A 17,904-nucleotide genomic window follows, 5' to 3' on the forward strand; every position below is an offset into this window, starting at 1 on the left:
ATGCGGTGAACACCGAGCGACCCGACAACGACGACGCCTCCGCCGCCGACGAGGCCGGCACCGGGCGTCCAGCGCGGCGGCGCGCCCGTGCGGTCGCCGTCGCGTCGGTCGCCGCCGCCGTCCTGCTCGTGGGCACCGGTGGGGCCTATCTGGCCACGTCCGCCTCCGACGGTGACCCGGACGGCGGTACGGCGTCCGGGTCGTCCGGCGACGACACTCCCCCGCCGCTCGCCCTCGACGACCACCAGGCGTCCTCCGAGGGCGGCACGAACGGCATCGCGCCCGGCGAGCCCAATCCGTACGGCGTCGTCTACCGCGCGGACGGTCCGCTCCCCGAGGGTCCCGGCTCGGCGCCCGTGTACCGGGCGAAGGGCGAGGTCACCGAGGCCGAGGTGGCCCGGCTGGCCGAGGCGCTGGGGGTGGAGGGCGCGCCCCGCGTCCAGGGCGAAGCGTGGAAGGCCGGCAACGCCAAAGACGGTTCCGGACCGCTGCTCACGGTGAGCCGGCAGGCGCCGGGCACCTGGACCTTCCACCGCTACGCACCCGGCACCGACAACTGCAAGAAGGGCGCCGTCTGCAAGGCCCCCTCGGCCGACGGGGACCCGGTGGGCGAGGCGGCCGCGAAGAAGGCGGCGGCGCCGGTGCTGAAGGCGCTGGGCCAGGACGACGCCAAGCTGGACGCGGGTCAGGTGATGGGAGCCCGGCGTGCCGTGAACGCGGAACCGGAGGTGGGCGGGCTGCCCACGTACGGCTGGACGACCGGGGTCGTCGTCGACGCGCGGGGCGAGGTGGTCGGCGGCAGCGGCCAGGTGAAGGCGCCGGTCAAGGGGGACGCGTATCCCGTCCTGGGCGCGCAGGAGACGCTGGCGCTGCTGAACGAGCCGGGCGGCGGTTCCGGCGCGGGCATCGGGGGCTGCGCGAGCCCCGTGCCGCATCAGGACGGCGCGGACATGCCCTGCGCGCTGCCGACGGGGAAGCCGGGGACGCCGGAGAAGCCCGGGAAGCAGACCGCGACGGTGGAGGACGCGGTGTTCGGGCTGGCCGCGCATCCGGTGCGGGGGCGGCAGACACTGGTGCCGTCCTGGCTGTTCGAGGTGCGGGCGCCGGGCGCGCGGGACGCCGTGACGGTCACCTACCCGGCGGTCGAGCCGAAGTACCTGACCACCGCGGCCCCCGCCTCGCCCTCCCCCTCCGACGAGCCGACCTCGAAGCCCGGTGAGCCGCGGGACGTGCGGGTGAGCGGTTACACGGCCGCCGACGGCGAGCTGACCGTGCACTTCACCGGCGGGGTGTGCTCCGACTACGACGCGAAGGCGAAGGAGAGCGGGGGCAAGGTGACCGTCACGGTGACCGAGACCCCGCACCCGGACAAGGTCTGCATCCTGATCGCCAAGGAGTACGAGCGGACGGTGCCGCTCGACAAGCCGCTCGGCGACCGGACGGTCGTCGGCTCGGACGACGAGGACGTCCCCGTGCACAAGCCCGGGGCGCGGCTGCCGGCTCCGTCCGGCGGCCGGTGACGGCGAGGACGCGGAACGTGCGAGAAGGGCGGCGGCCCGGGGTTGTCCCCGGGCCGCCGCCCTTGTCGTGCGCTGGTGCCGCGCGGCTCAGCTGAAGGAGTCGCCGCAGGCGCAGGAGCCCGTCGCGTTCGGGTTGTCGATCGTGAAGCCCTGCTTCTCGATCGTGTCCACGAAGTCGATGGTGGCGCCGCCCAGGTACGGGGCGCTCATGCGGTCGGTGGTGACCTTGACGCCGTCGAAGTCCTTCACCACGTCACCGTCGAGCGAGCGCTCGTCGAAGAAGAGCTGGTAACGCAGGCCGGAGCAGCCCCCGGGCTGGACGGCGACGCGCAGCGCCAGGTCGTCGCGGCCTTCCTGGTCGAGCAGGGCCTTGACCTTGGCCGCGGCGGCGTCGGTCACGATGATGCCGTCGGTGACGGTGGTGGTCTCGTCCGATACGGACATCTACATCTCTCCAAGGTTGTACGGAGACTGCTTGCCGACGGTTCCAACCGGCGGGGCCGCGGATTCATTCCGGGTCGGACCCGTGTCTTGCCCTTCGGCCTTCCCTTCATGCTCGCACACGCCCCGGGAAGCGGACAGCGCCTGTGGACGACGGCCGCCGAGGGCGGTCGCGGACGCCCGCTCCGGCGCCGGGACTCACGTCACATCGACACTATGGGCATCGTCAAACTGACGTGAACCGGTTATGATATATAGCGTCAGTTCGACGAAAAGGGTCGACGAAAAGTAGAAAGGGTGCGTGTCGTGACCACCGCCCAAACCCAGGAGCTCGACGTACAGCCGACGCCCCTCGCCCTGCTGCTGCTCGGCCGTGAGGCCGACCCGAGGAGCGAGCGCGGTGTGGAGTGCCCCGGCGACCTGCCCTCACCCTCCGACCCGGACCTGGTCGCGCGCGCCCGTGCGGCCAAGGAGAAGCTCGGGGACAAGGTCTTCGTCCTCGGTCACCACTACCAGCGTGACGAGGTCATCCAGTTCGCGGACGTCACGGGCGACTCGTTCAAGCTGGCCCGGGACGCGGCCGCGCGCCCGGAGGCCGAGTACATCGTCTTCTGCGGTGTGCACTTCATGGCGGAGTCGGCCGACATCCTGACCTCCGACGACCAGAAGGTCGTCCTGCCCGACCTGGCCGCCGGTTGTTCGATGGCCGACATGGCCACCGCCGAACAGGTCGCCGAGTGCTGGGACGTGCTGACCGAGGCCGGGATCGCCGAGCAGGTCGTGCCCGTTTCGTACATGAACTCGTCCGCGGACATCAAGGCGTTCACGGGCAGGCACGGCGGCACCATCTGCACCTCCTCCAACGCCGAGCGCGCGCTGAACTGGGCGTTCGAGCAGGGCGAGAAGGTCCTGTTCCTCCCCGACCAGCACCTGGGCCGCAACACCGCGGTGCGGGACCTGGGGATGTCCCTGGAGGACTGCGTCGTCTACAACCCGCACAAGCCCAACGGCGGGCTGACGGCCGAGGAGCTGCGCGCCGCGAAGATGATCCTTTGGCGGGGTCACTGCTCGGTGCACGGCCGCTTCAGCCTCGACTCGGTCGACGACGTGCGCGAGCGCATACCGGGCGTGAACGTCCTGGTGCACCCCGAGTGCAAGCACGAGGTCGTGGCCGCCGCGGACTACGTCGGCTCGACCGAGTACATCATCAAGGCCCTGGAGGCGGCCCCGGCCGGTTCCAAGTGGGCCATCGGGACCGAGCTGAACCTGGTCCGACGGCTGGCGAACCGTTTCGCCGCCGAGGACAAGGAGATCGTCTTCCTCGACAAGACGGTCTGCTTCTGCTCGACCATGAACCGCATCGACCTGCCGCACCTGGTCTGGACGCTGGAGTCCCTCGCCGAGGGCACCCTCGTCAACCGCATCGAGGTCGACCCGGAGACGGAGAAGTTCGCGAAGCTGGCGCTGGAGCGGATGCTGGCGCTGCCGTAGCGGCTCGCGGGCCCCGCCTCGCACTTCGTGCACGAAGGTCAGGCCCTGAGCGCACACCTCCACCTGATCCGTTGGTCCGCGGGGACGCCCGTGCGACGGTGAGGTCCGGGAGAGACCGGGGGGGCCGGCATGGCGGGTCAGGGACAGGTGTCCGGCGGGGGCGACGGTTCGTTCGGCCGCGGGGCGGGTCAGGGGTGCGGTTTCTGCATGGGGGTCCTGCTCGCCCTGGTGATCCTCGTGGCCGTCGTGCTGTTCGGCGGCATCGCCGCGTTGTCCGGGCAGTGACGCCCGCGATGAAGGTGAAAGTGAAAGTGAAGGGGTGCTTCCACAGCCTCGTGGAAGCACCCCTTCGTCGTGTGTACGGCCGCCGGGTGTACGGCCGCCGTGTGTACGGCGCTCAGACCTTCGCCGGCTCCGGCTCGTCCGAGGCCGCGGCCTGCGGCGGCACGTCGCCGCCGCCCTTCTTCGCCGCCCGCTTCTTCGCGCGCCGCTCCTTGCGCAGCTCCAGCATCGCGTAGAGCGTCGGGACCAGGAGGAGGGTCAGCAGGGTCGACGTGATCAGACCGCCGATCACGACCACCGCGAGCGGCTGCGCGATGAAGCCGCCCTCGCCGGTGACGCCCAGCGCCATCGGGAGCAGGGCGAAGATCGTCGCCAGGGCCGTCATGAGGATGGGGCGCAGCCGGTGGCGGCCACCCTCGATCACGGCCTCCACGACGCCGTAACCCTGCTTGCGGTACTGGTTGATCAGGTCGATCAGCACGATGGCGTTGGTGACCACGATGCCGATCAGCATCAGCATGCCGATCATCGCCGGGACGCCCATCGGGGTGCCCGTGGCGATCAGCAGACCGATCGCGCCGGTCGCCGCGAACGGGATGGACACCAGCAGGATCAGCGGCTGGGCCAGCGACCGGAAGGTCCCGACCAGCAGCATGAACACGATGGCGATGGCCGCGAGCATGGCCAGGCCCAGGTTGACGAAGGCCTCGTCCTGGTCGGCGGTGACGCCGCCGATCTCGGCCGTGGCCCCGGTCGGCAGGTCCAGTCCGTCGATCTTCGACTGGAGGTCCGTGCCCACCGCGCCGGTGTTGTCGCCGGTCGGCTTGGCGGTGATGGTCGCCGCGCGCTGCCCGTCGATACGGGTCATCGAGACCGGACCGTCCACCAGCCGCACGGTGGCGATGTCACCGAGCTTGACCGGGCCGAGGTTGAGCGCCTTCAGTTCGGCCATCGTCTCGGCGGGCTGGGCCGACCTGATGACGACGTCGCGCTCGGTGTCGTCCAGGATCGCCTTGGCGGCCGGGGTGCCGCGCACGGCCTGGCCCACGGCCGCGCCGAGCGTCTGGTCGTTGAAACCGGCCGCGGCGGCCTTGGCGTTGGCCTTGACCGAGATGCGCGGCACGCTCTGCGCCAGGTCGCTGGTGACGTCGGTGACGTCGTCGAGGTCGGCGACCGTCTTGCGGACCTGCTCGGCGGCGTCGCGCAGCACCTGCGCGTCGCCCGCCTTGACGACGACGCTCAGGTCCTGGCTGCCGAAGCCGTCACCGGCGGCGACCGTGGTGGTGCCGATGCCGTCGCCGAGCTTCGCGAGCCCGTCCTCGATGTGGTCCTGGACGTCCTCGGCGGACGCGGAGTCCTCCAGCATGAGCTGGTACGAGGCCTGGTTGGTGTCCGTGCCGCCGCCGAAGGCGGCCATGAAGCCGGACGAGCCGATGGTGACCTGGTAGTCCTTGACGCCCTCGGTGCCGCCGAGCAGCTTCTCGACCTTCTTGGCCTGGACGTCGGTGGCGCCGAGGCTGGTGCCCGGCTTCAGCTCCTGCTTGATGCTGAGGACCTTCTGGTCGCCCTGGTCGAAGAAGTTGGTCTTCAGCAGCGGCGCCATGCCGAACGTGCCGATGAGCACGACGACCGCGATGGCCACGCTGGTCAGGCGGCGGCGGGTGGCGAAGCGCAGGACCGGGACGTAGAAGCGCTGGAGGCGGCTCTTCGCCTCCTTCTCCTCGGCGAGCCGGCGGGCCTCGGACGCGTCCTCCGGCGTGCCCTTCGGGGGCCGCAGGAACCAGTACGACAGGACCGGGACGACCGTCAGCGACACCAGCAGGGACGCCAGCAGCGCCGCGGTGACGGTGAGGCTGAAGGAGCCGAACAGCTCGCCGACCATGCCGCCGACCAGACCGATCGGCAGGAACACGGCGACCGTGGTGAGCGTCGAGGAGGTGACCGCCCCGGCGACCTCGCGGACGGCCTTGAGGATGGCCTCCTGGCGCTCCTCGCCGTAGCCGAGGTGCCGCTTGATGTTCTCCAGGACCACGATCGAGTCGTCGACGACCCGGCCGATGGCGATGGTCAGGGCGCCCAGCGTCAGCATGTTGAGCGACAGGTCGCGCGTCCACAGGACGATCAGCGCCAGCACCACCGACAGCGGGATGGAGACCGCGGTGACCAGCGTGGAGCGGATCGACGCCAGGAAGACCAGGATGATCAGGACGGCGAAGAGCAGACCGAGCCCGCCCTCCGTGGTCAGACCCGAGATGGCCTTGGAGACCGCCGGGCCCTGGTCGCTGACGACGGTGAGGGTCGCGCCGGAGCCGAGCTGCTCGCGCAGGTCGGGGAGCTTGTCCTCGACGGCGTTCGAGATGGCCACCGCGCTGCCGTCGTGGTCCATCGTCACGGCGACGGCGAGGGACGGCTTGCCGTCGGTGCGGGTGAGGGAGTCGGCCTTGGCCTCCTCCTCCTTGACGGTGGCGACGTCGCCGAGGCGGACCGGCTTGTCGACGCCCTCGCCGGTGACCATGAGGTCCTGGATCTGCTTCACCGAGGTGAAGCCGCCGCCGACCTGGACGGTGCGGTTGGCGCCCGCCTCGTCGAAGGAACCGGCCGGGACGGTCGCGCCGCCGGCCTGGAGGGACTGGGCGAGCACCTGCGGGCTCACTCCGGCCGCGGCCAGCTTCGCCTGGTCGGGGGTGACGGTGACCTGGACGTCGCGGACGCCGTCGACCGCGACCTGGGCGACCCCGTCGATGTCCTTCAGCTCGGAGACGACCGTCTTGTCGAGCTGGTCGGCCAGCGCCTGCTGGTCCTTGTCCGAGGTGACGGCGAGGACGACGGTCGGGATGTCGTCCGTCGACCCGGAGATGACCTGCGGGTCCACGTCGTCCGGGAGCTGGGCGCGGGCCCGGTTCACGGCCTGCTGGACGTCGGCGACGAGCTGCTGGGTGTCCGGGCCGTAGTCGAAGGACGCCATGATGACGGCGTTGCCCTCACTGGCGGTGGAGGTGACGCCCGAGATCCCGTCGACGGCCTCGAGGCTGTCCTCGATCGGTTCGACGACCTGCTTCTCGACCACGTCCGGCGAGGCGCCCTGGTACGGCGCCAGCACGGACACCATGGGCAGTTCGATGGTGGGCAGCAGCTGCTGCTTGAGCTGGGGGATGGCGATCGCGCCGAAGACGAGCGCGACGATCGACATCAGGCCTATCAGGGCCCGTTGCGCGAGGCTGAATCTCGACAGCCAGGACATGGATCAGGGTCTCTCTTCTGTGGCCGAGCGGAGGGGACGGGGCACATCTGTACGCCCACCTCAACACCCTGGGCCATGCGGGGCCCCGGTTCCCTAGGCCCCAGGTCCATTTCCTTATCCGGCGCATACTCCCGCCGCAGTACACGCGGGTAGAGGTCACTCCACCCTTGGACGTACCAGCCCGGATTCGTAGGCGATGACGACCAGCTGCGCGCGGTCGCGGGCGCCCAGCTTGGCCATGGCCCGGTTGACGTGGGTCTTCACGGTGAGCGGGCTGACCTCGAGACGCTCGGCGATCTCGTCGTTGGAGTGCCCGCCGGCGACCTGGACCAGCACCTCGCGCTCGCGCACGGTCAGCGACTCGAGACGCTCGGCGCGGGCCGGGTCGCGCTCCTCGTCGTCCGTGCCCTGCTGGGCGAGGAAGCGGGCGATCAGGCCCTTGGTGGCGGTGGGGGACAGCAGCGCCTCGCCGCCGGCCGCGACGCGGATCGCGCTGAGCAGTTCGTCGGGCTCCGAGCCCTTGCCGAGGAAGCCGGAGGCGCCGGCCCGCAGCGACTGCACCACGTAGTCGTCGACCTCGAAGGTCGTCAGTATGACCACGCGGACATGGGCGAGGGACGGGTCGGCGCTGATCATGCGGGTGGCGGCGAGGCCGTCCGTGCCGGGCATCCGGATGTCCATCAGCACCACGTCGACCCGCTGCTCGGCGGCCAGCCGGGCCGCCTCCGCGCCGTCGGACGCCTCCCCCACCACCTCCATGTCGGGCTCGGAGTCGACCAGCACCCGGAAGGCGCTGCGCAGCAGCGCCTGGTCGTCGGCGAGCAGGACACGGATCGTCATACGGGGTCCTCCGCGGCATCGGTGCGGCTTCTGACCGGAAGGATCGCATGGACCCGGAACCCGCCTCCGTAGCGGGGACCGGTGGTGAGGGTGCCGCGCACGGCGGTGACGCGCTCGCGCATGCCGAGCAGCCCGTGTCCGCCGCTGTCGGCGGAGGCGTCGGCGGCGTCGCCCTCACCGGTGCCGTCGTCGAGCACGGTCACCTCGATGTTCGGCCCCACCCGCACGACGCTGACCTCGGCCTTCGCCTGCTGCCCCGCGTGCTTGCGCACGTTGGTCAGGGCCTCCTGGATGATCCGGTACGCGGCCAGGTCGACGGCGGCGGGCAGTTCGGTGCCCTGGTCGGCGCGGGCCACCTCGACGTGCAGCCCGGCGTGGTGGAAGGTGCCCACGAGTTCGTCGAGGCGGGCGAGGCCCGGAGCGGGCTCGGTCGGTGCCTCCGGGTCGCCGGACTGGCGCAGCAGGCCCACGGTGGCCCGCAGCTCGTCGAGCGCGGAGCGGCTGGCCTCCCGTACGTGGGCGAGGGCCTGCTTGGCCTGGTCGGGCCGCTTGTCCATGACGTGTGAGGCGACCCCGGCCTGGACGTTGACCAGGGCGATGTGGTGGGCGACCACGTCGTGCAGGTCCCGGGCGATGCGCAGCCGCTCCTCGGCGACCCGGCGGCGGGCCTCCTCCTCCCGGGTGCGCTCGGCCTTCTCGGCCCGGTCGCGGATGGCCTGCACGAAGGCGCGGCGGCTGCGGACGGCGTCCCCGGCGGTGGCGCCGATGCCGGTCCAGGCGAAGACGGCGAGGTTCTCCTGCGCGTACCAGGGCAGCGGGCCGGCCAGCATGGCGGCGCCGGTGAGCAGGGTCATGGTGAGCAGGCCGACCCGCCAGGTGGTGGGGCGGTCGGTGGTGGCGGCGACGGTGAAGAGGGCGATGACCGCGGACATCACGACGGGGGCGCGGGGCTCGCCGGTGATGCTCTCGACGACGGAGACGCAGCCGGTGACCCCGAGGACCACCAGGGGGGCGCGGCGGCGGAAGGCGAGCGCGGCGGCGCCCACGGTCATGAGGGCCAGGCTGAGCGCGTCGGGGGTGCGCAGGCCCCAGCTGACGCCCTCCGGACCGTGCGGGTCCACGAAGGAGCCGGCGACCATGCACACGAGGACGGCGGCGGCGAGGGCCGTGTCCAGGGCGGAGGGGTGGGCGCCGAGGGTGCAGCGGGCGCGGGCGAGGGTGCTCACGGCTGTTTACGGTAGCTGGAGTGGGCGTGTCTTATGACTGGGCCCGCATTCAGTGGGCGTTGGCTGGGGGCACCCCCGGACGGGCTGAAGGATTCACTCACCGTTCGGGAGTGGAAGACACCGGGACTCACGCACTCCCCGGGATGAGGCCGTCGTCGCTCAGCAGCTCCTGGACCTCCTCCAGGGTGGCGTCCGGGGAGGGGAGGATGAGGTCGGAGGGCTCCAGGGTGTCGTCCGGGAGGGGTTCGCCCAGTTCTCGGACCTTGGCCAGGAGGGCCTGGAGGGTCGCGCGGAAGCCGGGGCCGTCGCCGTTCTCCATCTCGGCCAGGAGTTCGTCGTCCAGCTTGTTCAGCTCCGTGAGCCGGCCGTCGGCCAGCGTCAGCTGTCCCTCCCCCATGATCCGTACGATCATGTCGGCCCTCCTAGGCGTGGGCTACTGCTTGTCGAAGCGCGGGGTGTCCTGCGGCTGCTGCTGGGACTGCGGCTGGCCCTGACCCTGATCCTGGCCGCCCTCGATGGCCTGGCGGTCGGAGGTGCTGCCTCCGGCCAGCTCGGCCTTCATGCGCTGCAGTTCCAGCTCTACATCCGTACCACCGGAGAGCCGGTCCAGCTCGGCCTGGATGTCGTCCTTGTGCATGCCGGACTGGTCGTCGAGGGCGCCCGAGGCGAGCAGCTCGTCGATGGCACCGGCCCGGGCCTGGAGCTGGGCGGTCTTGTCCTCGGCCCGCTGGATGGCCAGGCCGACGTCGCCCATCTCCTCGGAGATGCCGGAGAACGCCTCGCCGATGCGGGTCTGCGCCTGGGCCGCCGTGTAGGTGGCCTTGATGGTCTCCTTCTTCGTGCGGAAGGCGTCCACCTTGGCCTGGAGGCGCTGGGCCGCAAGGGTGAGTTTCTCCTCCTCGCCCTGGAGCGTGGCGTGCTGCGTCTCCAGGTCGGTGACCTGTTGCTGGAGCGCGGCGCGCCGGGAGAGCGCCTCGCGGGCCAGGTCCTCGCGGCCCAGCGCCAGCGCCTTGCGGCCCTGGTCCTCCAGCTTGCCCGACTGGGACTGGAGCTGGTTGAGCTGAAGCTCGAGGCGCTTGCGGCTGGTCGCCACGTCGGCGACGCCGCGGCGCACTTTCTGCAAGAGCTCCAACTGTTTCTGATACGAGTAATCGAGGGTCTCGCGCGGGTCCTCGGCCCGGTCAAGGGCCTTATTGGCCTTCGCGCGGAAGATCATCCCCATACGCTTCATGACACCGCTCATGGGCTTCGCGCGCCCCCTTCTGACCGACTCCAGCTCCAGCGACTGCAACAGAACCCACAGTACGGGCCCTGCATCCATTACCGCACTGTTCGGGGACGGATGCGCTCATCCCCAAGGACGACTGCGTACGTTCCCGGTCCGGCGCAGGGAGTAGGTGCTCCCCGGGGTTGTCCGAAAAGTCCCGGTGTCCGGGGCTGTACGCAACATCACCTCTGTCCACTTACAGACGACCGGCGTTGCCGGATCGTTCCCCACCGGGCTGGGGTCCACACCCCCGCACCCCGTACCCTTGGGTTTTGTGTTCCGTAGCCGTGCCAAGGATGAGAAGGCCCAGAGCGCCGTCAGAGCGCCGGTGACCGACTCCAAGCAGCCCCGTGACCCGCAGGCCCCCAAGGGAAGGCCGACGCCCAAGCGCAGTGCGGCCCAGTCCCAGCGCCGCAGCGTCGCCAATACGCCCGTGACGCGCAAGGACGCCGCCAAGCGCCAGCGCGAGGAGCGCCGGACCGCGATGGCGCGGCAGCGCGAGGCGCTGGCGAAGGGCGACGAGCGGTACCTGCCGGCCCGTGACAAGGGTCCGGTGCGCAAGTTCGCGCGCGATTTCATCGACTCCCGGTTCAACATCGCGGAGTACTTCCTGCCGATGGCCGTGATCATCCTCGTGCTGAGCATGATCCGGGTGGCCTCGCTGCAGAACGTCGCGCTGCTGCTGTGGCTGGTCGTGATCGTGCTGATCGTGCTGGACTCGGTCGTCACCGGTTTCCGGCTGAAGAAGCGCCTCGCCGAGCGCTTCCCGGACGAGCGCAGGCGTGGCGCGGTCGCCTACGCGCTGATGCGTTCGCTCCAGATGCGCCGGCTCCGGCTGCCCAAGCCGCAGGTCAAGCGCGGGGAGCGGCCCTGAGCACGACGCCGTTCGCCGGGCGCGCGGCCGAGACCTGGCTGGACAAGCTGGGTGGTCTGCGTGACGTCGTACGGCAGGAGATGGTGGCCCGGCAGTTGGACGAGCAGATAGCCGGGCGCTTCCCCGTGGGCAAGCGGCTGCGGGTGCTCGACGTCGGCATGGGCCAGGGCACCCAGGCGCTGCGGCTCGCACGGGCCGGGCACCAGGTGACCGGCGTGGAGCGGGACGCCACGATGATCGCCGCGGCGCGTGCCGCCCTGGCCGGCCACCCCGAGGGCATCCGCGAGCGGATGCGGATCGTCGAGGGCGACGGCCGGGACACCGGCGTGCACTTCCTTCCGGGCAGCTTCGACGTGGTGCTGTGCCACGGCGTGCTCATGTACGTGGAGGAGCCCGATCCGCTGCTCGCGGGACTGGCCCGGATGCTCGCACCGGGCGGGCTGCTCTCGCTCCTGGTGCGCAACGGCGACGCGCTCGCCATGCGCCCCGGCCTGCACGGCGACTGGGCCGGCACCCTGGGTGCCTTCGACACCACCGCCTATCGCAACCGCCTCGGTCTCGACGTCCGCGCGGACCGCCTCGCGACGCTGACGGCGAAGCTCGCGAGCATCGGCGCCCCGCTGCACACCTGGTACGGCGTACGGGTCTTCACGGACACGGCGCCCGACGGCGCCCCCGCCCCGGACGACCTCGAGACCCTGCTGGCCGCCGAGGAGCGCGCGGGCCGGACGGACCCCTACCGCGCGATCGCGGCCCTGCTGCATCTGTGCGGGGTGCGGGGCTAGGACCCGGCTCCGGCGCCCGTTCGGGTGTTCACCGGGGGCCGGGGGCACGGTGCGCGGCGAGACTCGGGGCATGGACGATTCCCGTATCGGTGTGTCCCGGCTGCTCGGTCCGGTGACGGTGCTGGCCTGCTTCCTGCTGCTCGTCACCGGCTGCTCGGGCGCCGGTTCCGACCGGGGCTCCGGGGGCGCGCGGGAGGGCGACACGGCGCAGGCGGCGGCGCCGCGCGCGGCCAACGACCTGCAAGCGGACTACGAGCGGGTGATCAAGGACGTACTGCCGTCGGTCGTGCAGATCCAGGCGGGCGACTCGCTGGGGTCCGGGGTCGTGTACGACGACAAGGGGCACGTCGTCACCAACGCGCACGTCGTCGGGGACGACAAGTCCTTCCGGGTGACGACCGCCCGCAACGAGGGCGCCATGGCCGCGAAGCTCGTCTCCTCCTATCCGGAGCAGGACCTGGCCGTCATCAAGCTGGACAAGGTGCCCGACGGCATGAAGGCGGCCCGCTTCGCGGACTCGGCGAAGGTCGAGGTCGGGCAGATCGTGCTGGCGATGGGCTCGCCGCTCGGCCTGTCCTCCAGCGTGACGCAGGGCATCGTGTCGGCGACCGGACGGACCGTCACCGAGGGCAGCGAGGGAGGCGGTACGGGCGCCACCATCGCCAACATGGTGCAGACGTCCGCGGCCATCAACCCCGGCAACAGCGGCGGCGCCCTGGTGAACCTCGACGGGCAGGTCGTCGGCATCCCGACGCTGGCGGCGACCGACCCGGGCCTCGGCGACAGCGCGGCGCCCGGCATCGGCTTCGCGATCCCGGCGTCGATGGTGACGACGGTGGCCGACCAGATCGTCAAGGACGGCCGGGTCACCGACTCGGGCCGGGCGGCGCTGGGCATCACCGCCCGTACGGTCGTCGACGACGGCTACCGGCCCGCCGGCGTGGCCGTCGTCGAGGTGAGTGACGGCGGGGCCGCCGACGACGCGGGGCTGCGGTCCGGGGACGTCATCGTGAAGCTGGGCGGCACGGACATCACCACCATCACCTCACTGGCCGAGGCGCTGGCGCCGATGCGGCCGGGCGGCCGGACGAAGGTGACGTACACCCGGGGCGGCGACGAGCACACCGCCGAGGTGACGCTGGGCGAGCAGTGACGGGGGCGCAGCCGCCCCCGCCCGCCCCTCGGGCCGTGGCCCCTCAGGCCTCGGCCTCGGCCTCGGTCTCGGTGTCCTCGGCGTGCAGGCTCATCGGGCCGTAGATCTCGGTGGAGTCCTCGAAGAGCCGCACCTGGTCGGTGCCGCCCTCCTTGAGGTCCTTCCAGTACTCCCCGACCCAGGACTCGGCGTCCCCTTGCGTGGTGAACTCCTCGGGCTGCACCGCGGGCTGGACCTCCGTCCCGTCGGCCGTCTCGAACCGCCACGTCCATGCCGCCATGTACGCCTCCAAGATGTGAGCACCTGCAGAGCGGAAGCCGGATCTTGGTCCGGCCTCCGACCGCAGCCTATGCGCTGGGCCGGGTGCGCCGTAGAAGGCCGGGTCGACCGGGTGCGGGGGGCCGTCCGCGCACCGAGGGGGGACTCGGGCGCGCATGTCGCCGGGCGACCGGCGAAAATCGGTGCGTGGACGTGACTCTGCTCGGCACCGGTGCCCCCGCGGGACTCCCCCGCCCCGACTGTTCCTGCGCGGCCTGTGCCGCGGCGCAGGGCGCTCAGGCGCGCGCGGCGACCGCGCTGCTGGTGGACGGGGCGCTGCTGCTCGACCTGACGCCCGGCGCCGCGTTCGCCGCGGCCCGGGCCGGGCGCTCCCTGACCGGTGTGCGGCAGGTGCTGCTCTCCCACCCGCACGACGGCCCGGCCGTGGAGGTGCCGGCCGGGCTGCCGCAGCCGGGGCGGGTGCCGGACGGGCGGGAGCTGGCGCTGCTGACCGGGCACCGGGTGCGGGCGGTGGCGCTGGACGCGCCGGGCACCGGGTACGCCGTGACGGGACCGGACGGCCGGCGGCTGCTGTACGTGCCGCCGGGCGGCGCCCCGGCCGGTCTCGAGGAGCCCGCGGAGCCGTACGACCTGGTCCTCGCGGACGTCGTGGGGCGGCCGGACGGGCTGGCGAAGCTGCGTGCGGTGGGCGCGGCGGGCTCGACGACGGACGTCGTCGCCGTCCACCTGGACCACGACGCGCCGCCGGGCCCGGAACTGGCGCGGCGGCTCGCGGCCGCCGGGGCCCGGGCGGTGCCGGACGGCACGACGCTGACGGTGGGCGCCTACGAGGACGTACCCGACGTACCGCGGCGCACCCTCGTGCTGGGCGGTGCCCGGTCGGGGAAGTCGGTGGAGGCCGAGCGCCGCCTGGAGTCCTTCCCGGACGTGCTCTACGTGGCCACCGGCGGCTCGCGGGGCGGCGACACGGAGTGGGCGGCCCGGGTCTGCGCGCACCGGGAGCGGCGCCCGGGGTCGTGGCGCACCACCGAGACCTGCGACCTGGTGCCGCTGTTGAAGGACGACGGCCCGCCGCTGCTCGTCGACTGCCTGTCGCTGTGGCTGACGGACGTGATGGACGCGGTCGGCGCGTGGGACGACGCGGAGTGGGCCGACGGCGGCGAACGGGCGCTCAGGGACCGGGTGCGGGAGCTGACGGAGGCGGTCCGCGCCACCCGGCGCACGGTCGTGGCGGTGTCGAACGAGGTCGGCTCGGGCATCGTCCCGGCCACCGCGTCCGGCCGCCGCTACCGGGACGAACTCGGGCGGCTGAACGCGGCGTTCGCGAACGAGTGCGAGCAGGTGCTGCTCGTGGTGGCGGGCCAGGCGCTGGTGCTACGGGGCTGACGCCTCCTTGCGCGCGATGACGCGGTGGCCGCGGGCGCCGGTGAGGACGGTGCAGCCCTGGGCCACCAGTTCGGCGCTCAGCCCCACGGGGTGCACGGGCAGCAGGCGGCGCGGGTCGGCCACGTCGACGAGCAGGTGACCGCCGGGCCGCAGCACCCCCAGCGCGGCCCGCAGTTCGGCCCGGGGGTCCGCGACGCGCTCCAGGTACTGGAAGAGGCTGACGACGTCGTAGCGGGCCCGCAGCCGGGCGGCGATGTGCGGGTCCGTCAGGCGGCCGACGTACGCCTCCTCGACGCGCTCGACCGCGCGGGCGCGCAGCACGCGGTGGGTGGGGTCCAGGCCGTCGAACGAGGTGTACGGGAAGTGCGTACGGGCGGTGCGCGGGAAGTCGGCGTCGCCGGTGCCGACGTCCAGCCAGCTCTCGGGCTCGGGACAGCGGCGGAGCATCGCGCGGGCGGCCAGTCCGTGTCTCAGCCGGACGCCGGCGCGGACCACGGGGTGTGCGGGGCCGGGTGTGAGCGGCGGGTTCCGGAAGACGTGGCGGCAGTCCGCACACCGTTCGAGGGCGGACCGGTGGGGTGCGCCCTGCCGCGGCCCGTCACCGCGCGGGCGGGTGCGCAGCCGCCGGGAGCCGCACCAGGGGCAGTCCTCGCGGTACGGCCCGTACGGGGGGACGGGAGGCACCGGAGGGACGGAGGCGGGAGGTGCGGAGGGTGCGGACATGGGCGGCTCCCGACGCGAGGCGAGGACGTACGAGGGACGTACGAGGGGGACGTACGACAATCCAGGCAAAACGTTACGTAGGTGATCACGATCCGGGGCGCAACGACGCCGCCCGGGCGCGCTGCCCACGGGCCCTCCTTCGTGTTCGACCGGGGCCGGTACTGTTCGGCGAATGAGCTCGCTGAATCTCGACGACTTCACCGACCTGATCGAGCGCCCCGACGGCGGGGTACGCCGCGACGCGGAGGCGCGCCGGGAGCGTCAGGTCGTCCCGCCCGGGTCGCTGGGCCGCCTGGACGACCTGGGCGAGTGGCTGGCGGCGGCCCAGTCCGCCGTACCGGTGCGGCCGGTCGAGCGGCCCCGGGTGGTGCTCTTCGCCGGTGACCACAAGGTCGCCGAGCTGGGTGTCTCGGCGCGGCCCGCGGGCGGTGCCGGTGAGCTGGTGCGCGAGGTGCTGGAGGGCGGCCGGCCGGTGTCGGTGCTCGCCAGGCGGCTGGACGTGCCCGTGCGCGTCGTCGACCTGGCCCTGGACTGCGACCCGGAGACCTTGCCGGCCGAGGTCGCGGGGCACCGGGTGCGACGGGCGGGCGGACGCATCGACGTCGAGGACGCGCTGACCCTCGAGGAGGCGGAGGCCGCCTTCCGGGCCGGGATGGCGGTGGCCGACGAGGAGGCCGACTCGGGCACGGATCTGGTGGTGCTCGGCGATGTGAGCGTGGGCGGGACGACGGCGGCGGGCGTCCTGGTCGCGGCGCTGTGCGGGACGGACGCGTCGGTCGTCACCGGGCGGGGCGGGCTGCCGATCGACGACCTGGCCTGGATGCGCAAGTGCGCGGCGATCCGTGACGCGCTGCGGCGTGCGCGGCCGGTGCTCGGCGACCAGTTGCAGCTCCTCGCCACGGTCGGCGGGGCGGACCTCACCGCGATGACGGGCTTTTTGCTGCAGAGCGCGGTGCGGAAGATGCCGGTGATCCTGGACGGCGTCGTGACGGCGGCGTGTGCGCTGGTGGGGCAGCGGGTCGCCTTCCGGGCGCCGGACTGGTGGCTGGCCGCGCACGACAGCGGGGAGCCGGGCCAGGCCAAGGCGCTGGACCGGATGGCCCTGGAGCCGCTGCTGTCCCAGGGCGTGACGGTGGGTGAGGGTGCGGGGGGTCTGCTGGCGCTGCCCCTGGTACAGGCGGCGGCGACGCTGGCAGCGGAGCTGCCGGAGGTCTCCGATGGTGAGGCCGTGCCCGACGCGCAGTGAACCGGCGCCGCCGGCTCGGTCGGCGCGGGTGCCGTCGGTGGTCCGGGGCTTCCCCGGCGCCCCGCGTGGGTGTCGGCGTGGGGGTGGGGACGCGGGACCGGCGCTGGCCGGGTGCCGCCTGCGCCCACCCGTGCCGCCCCAGCGGCACGACTGCCCGCAGCTACGGGAGGGGGAGCGGCCACTGCCCGCAGCTACGGGAGGGAGAGCGGCCACCGCCCGCAGCTATGGGAGGGGGAGCGGCGGCTGCCCGCAGCTAATGGAGGGGGAGCGGCGGCTGCCGGCAGCTGCGCAGGCGGCGTCAGTGTTTGTTTGGGGTGGGGTCTGGGGGGCCTGCGATCCAGTTCTGGACTGTGCGGCGGGGGCCGGACCAGCGGCGGTCGTGGTGGTAGGCGCGCAGGCGGGACCTGGCGCGGGCGCGCGGGCGGCGGGCGTAGAAGCGTCGCGCCCAGGGTGAGCCGGGGCGGGCCAGCCGGATCGCGCCGATCAGCGCGACGAGCGGGACGATCACGCCGAAGATCGCGAGCCGCGCCTTCCCCTTGGCGAGGGCGAGCAGGGAGAACAGGAAGTTCCCCGCGACTGTCGCGATGACGTTCGCGCGGTCCTGCAACTCGTCCTGGGACACGCCGTCGACACCGAAGGGCGTGAACCCGGCGAGGACCAGCCCGACCAGGGCCGCGGTGAGCACCACGACCTCCACGCTCTTGCGCCCCGCCTCGGTCCAGTAGACGTCGTCGAGGTGCAGGATCAGCGCGAACTCGTCCAGGACGAGCCCCGCCCCGATACCGAAGACCACCGCCGCGAACGCGGAACCGAACCCGTGCCGGCCGCCCGCGACCGCGCCGAAGCCGCCGATGACGGTGAGGACGACCCCGGGGACCACGTGGTGGATGTGGACCCCGCCCGCCTTGACGTTTCCGAAGGGGCCCTTGCCCGCCCGGATGAGGCGGGTGATGACCCGGGTGATCACGAACGTCAGCACGAACGCCGTCAGCGCGAGGAGCAGCGGCAGCTTGCCCGGTTCCATGATGTTCCGCTGCCACCAATCTCCCATATGCGCACGTTACGGCGATACGCCGGGCACAGCCTTGCTCGCTTGCGCTGTTCCGGCCGGGGCCCCGAGGTTGTCCCCCGGATGACGCAGCATCCCCGC

Annotated in this window: 17 protein-coding genes; 8 read left to right on the plus strand and 9 right to left on the minus strand. The window is 72.6% G+C overall.

All coding sequences use genetic code 11. From position 1 onward, the window contains the following. Positions 1-5 precede the first annotated feature (5 nt). Positions 6-1,520 (plus strand): hypothetical protein, encoded by a 1,515-nt coding sequence (locus tag ACGH7X_RS10975; protein WP_399884139.1) that lies wholly within the window; start codon positions 6-8, stop codon positions 1,518-1,520. An 87-nt stretch (positions 1,521-1,607) separates the two neighbouring features. On the opposite strand, the gene ACGH7X_RS10980 is transcribed toward ACGH7X_RS10975, so the two are convergent. Next, positions 1,608-1,964 carry an iron-sulfur cluster assembly accessory protein gene (locus ACGH7X_RS10980; protein WP_279566575.1) on the minus strand — a complete coding sequence of 119 codons (357 nt, stop codon included), beginning with the start codon at positions 1,962-1,964 and terminating at the stop codon, positions 1,608-1,610. 303 nt (positions 1,965-2,267) lie between these two features. Here ACGH7X_RS10980 and nadA point away from each other — a divergent pair, with 303 nt between their 5' ends. Together nadA and ACGH7X_RS10990 are read left to right on the plus strand one after the other, a co-directional pair. Next, complete coding sequence (nadA, locus tag ACGH7X_RS10985) at positions 2,268-3,452, plus strand: quinolinate synthase NadA (RefSeq protein ID WP_399884142.1); 1,185 nt, start codon at positions 2,268-2,270, stop codon at positions 3,450-3,452. Positions 3,453-3,581: 129 nt separating this feature from the next. After that, a complete protein-coding gene (locus ACGH7X_RS10990) occupies positions 3,582-3,737 on the plus strand; it encodes a hypothetical protein (protein ID WP_399884144.1) in 156 nt (51 codons plus the stop codon). A gap of 112 nt (positions 3,738-3,849) precedes the next feature. On the opposite strand, the gene ACGH7X_RS10995 is transcribed toward ACGH7X_RS10990, so the two are convergent. The 5 genes from ACGH7X_RS10995 to ACGH7X_RS11015 form a co-directional block, all read right to left on the minus strand. Beyond that, positions 3,850-6,975 carry an efflux RND transporter permease subunit gene (locus ACGH7X_RS10995; protein WP_399884146.1) on the minus strand — a complete coding sequence of 1,042 codons (3,126 nt, stop codon included), beginning with the start codon at positions 6,973-6,975 and terminating at the stop codon, positions 3,850-3,852. Positions 6,976-7,131: 156 nt separating this feature from the next. After that, the gene (locus ACGH7X_RS11000; protein ID WP_399884148.1) at positions 7,132-7,815 is read right to left on the minus strand and encodes a response regulator; all 684 of its coding nucleotides are present in this window, start codon (positions 7,813-7,815) and stop codon (positions 7,132-7,134) included. Beyond that, the gene (locus ACGH7X_RS11005; RefSeq protein WP_399884150.1) at positions 7,812-9,041 is read right to left on the minus strand and encodes a sensor histidine kinase; all 1,230 of its coding nucleotides are present in this window, start codon (positions 9,039-9,041) and stop codon (positions 7,812-7,814) included. Before ACGH7X_RS11005 ends, ACGH7X_RS11000 begins: the two co-directional genes overlap by 4 nt. A gap of 127 nt (positions 9,042-9,168) precedes the next feature. Then, positions 9,169-9,453 (minus strand): hypothetical protein, encoded by a 285-nt coding sequence (locus ACGH7X_RS11010; RefSeq protein ID WP_399884152.1) that lies wholly within the window; start codon positions 9,451-9,453, stop codon positions 9,169-9,171. Between the two features lie 21 nt (positions 9,454-9,474). Beyond that, positions 9,475-10,272 carry a PspA/IM30 family protein gene (locus ACGH7X_RS11015; protein ID WP_399884154.1) on the minus strand — a complete coding sequence of 266 codons (798 nt, stop codon included), beginning with the start codon at positions 10,270-10,272 and terminating at the stop codon, positions 9,475-9,477. A gap of 271 nt (positions 10,273-10,543) precedes the next feature. On the opposite strand from ACGH7X_RS11015, the gene ACGH7X_RS11020 reads away from it, so the two are divergent. From ACGH7X_RS11020 to ACGH7X_RS11030, 3 genes are all read left to right on the plus strand, one after another. Then, the gene (locus tag ACGH7X_RS11020) at positions 10,544-11,182 is read left to right on the plus strand and encodes a DUF3043 domain-containing protein (protein ID WP_399896930.1); all 639 of its coding nucleotides are present in this window, start codon (positions 10,544-10,546) and stop codon (positions 11,180-11,182) included. A gap of 83 nt (positions 11,183-11,265) precedes the next feature. Then, on the plus strand, positions 11,266-11,967 hold the full coding sequence (locus tag ACGH7X_RS11025; RefSeq protein WP_399884156.1) for a class I SAM-dependent methyltransferase: 702 nt from the start codon (positions 11,266-11,268) through the stop codon (positions 11,965-11,967). 70 nt (positions 11,968-12,037) lie between these two features. Continuing rightward, positions 12,038-13,120 carry a S1C family serine protease gene (locus tag ACGH7X_RS11030; protein ID WP_399884158.1) on the plus strand — a complete coding sequence of 361 codons (1,083 nt, stop codon included), beginning with the start codon at positions 12,038-12,040 and terminating at the stop codon, positions 13,118-13,120. A gap of 43 nt (positions 13,121-13,163) precedes the next feature. Here ACGH7X_RS11030 and ACGH7X_RS11035 read toward each other — a convergent pair whose 3' ends face one another. Then, on the minus strand, positions 13,164-13,400 hold the full coding sequence (locus tag ACGH7X_RS11035; RefSeq protein WP_399884160.1) for a hypothetical protein: 237 nt from the start codon (positions 13,398-13,400) through the stop codon (positions 13,164-13,166). 185 nt (positions 13,401-13,585) lie between these two features. Here ACGH7X_RS11035 and ACGH7X_RS11040 point away from each other — a divergent pair, with 185 nt between their 5' ends. Next, positions 13,586-14,785: a bifunctional adenosylcobinamide kinase/adenosylcobinamide-phosphate guanylyltransferase gene (locus ACGH7X_RS11040; protein ID WP_399884162.1), complete on the plus strand. Its 1,200-nt coding sequence runs from the start codon at positions 13,586-13,588 to the stop codon at positions 14,783-14,785. Here ACGH7X_RS11040 and ACGH7X_RS11045 read toward each other — a convergent pair. Continuing rightward, positions 14,774-15,508 (minus strand): class I SAM-dependent methyltransferase, encoded by a 735-nt coding sequence (locus ACGH7X_RS11045; RefSeq protein WP_399884164.1) that lies wholly within the window; start codon positions 15,506-15,508, stop codon positions 14,774-14,776. The genes ACGH7X_RS11040 and ACGH7X_RS11045 overlap by 12 nt on opposite strands. A gap of 172 nt (positions 15,509-15,680) precedes the next feature. Between ACGH7X_RS11045 and cobT the strand changes: the two genes are divergently transcribed. After that, positions 15,681-16,754 (plus strand): nicotinate-nucleotide--dimethylbenzimidazole phosphoribosyltransferase, encoded by a 1,074-nt coding sequence (gene cobT, locus ACGH7X_RS11050; RefSeq protein WP_399884166.1) that lies wholly within the window; start codon positions 15,681-15,683, stop codon positions 16,752-16,754. A gap of 298 nt (positions 16,755-17,052) precedes the next feature. Here the strand turns inward: cobT and ACGH7X_RS11055 are convergent, their stop codons facing one another. Next, the gene (locus ACGH7X_RS11055; RefSeq protein WP_399884168.1) at positions 17,053-17,805 is read right to left on the minus strand and encodes a hypothetical protein; all 753 of its coding nucleotides are present in this window, start codon (positions 17,803-17,805) and stop codon (positions 17,053-17,055) included. Positions 17,806-17,904: the final 99 nt, after the last annotated feature.

It is taken from the genome of Streptomyces sp. BBFR51 (assembly GCF_044591655.1).
In the GTDB taxonomy this organism is placed as follows: Bacteria; Actinomycetota; Actinomycetes; order Streptomycetales; family Streptomycetaceae; genus Streptomyces.

What these genes read in the sequence shown, in the direction of transcription:
- ACGH7X_RS10980 (WP_279566575.1), bottom strand. Translation starts at nt 1,964, where the DNA reads ATGTCCGTATCGGACGAGACCACCACCGTCACCGACGGCATCATCGTG.
- ACGH7X_RS11000 (WP_399884148.1), bottom strand. Translation starts at nt 7,815, where the DNA reads ATGACGATCCGTGTCCTGCTCGCCGACGACCAGGCGCTGCTGCGCAGC.
- ACGH7X_RS11055 (WP_399884168.1), bottom strand. Translation starts at nt 17,805, where the DNA reads ATGGGAGATTGGTGGCAGCGGAACATCATGGAACCGGGCAAGCTGCCG.
- cobT (WP_399884166.1), top strand. Translation starts at nt 15,681, where the DNA reads ATGAGCTCGCTGAATCTCGACGACTTCACCGACCTGATCGAGCGCCCC.
- ACGH7X_RS10990 (WP_399884144.1), top strand. Translation starts at nt 3,582, where the DNA reads ATGGCGGGTCAGGGACAGGTGTCCGGCGGGGGCGACGGTTCGTTCGGC.
- ACGH7X_RS11010 (WP_399884152.1), bottom strand. Translation starts at nt 9,453, where the DNA reads ATGATCGTACGGATCATGGGGGAGGGACAGCTGACGCTGGCCGACGGC.
- ACGH7X_RS11030 (WP_399884158.1), top strand. Translation starts at nt 12,038, where the DNA reads ATGGACGATTCCCGTATCGGTGTGTCCCGGCTGCTCGGTCCGGTGACG.
- ACGH7X_RS10995 (WP_399884146.1), bottom strand. Translation starts at nt 6,975, where the DNA reads ATGTCCTGGCTGTCGAGATTCAGCCTCGCGCAACGGGCCCTGATAGGC.
- ACGH7X_RS11045 (WP_399884164.1), bottom strand. Translation starts at nt 15,508, where the DNA reads ATGTCCGCACCCTCCGCACCTCCCGCCTCCGTCCCTCCGGTGCCTCCC.
- ACGH7X_RS11015 (WP_399884154.1), bottom strand. Translation starts at nt 10,272, where the DNA reads ATGAAGCGTATGGGGATGATCTTCCGCGCGAAGGCCAATAAGGCCCTT.
- ACGH7X_RS11035 (WP_399884160.1), bottom strand. Translation starts at nt 13,400, where the DNA reads ATGGCGGCATGGACGTGGCGGTTCGAGACGGCCGACGGGACGGAGGTC.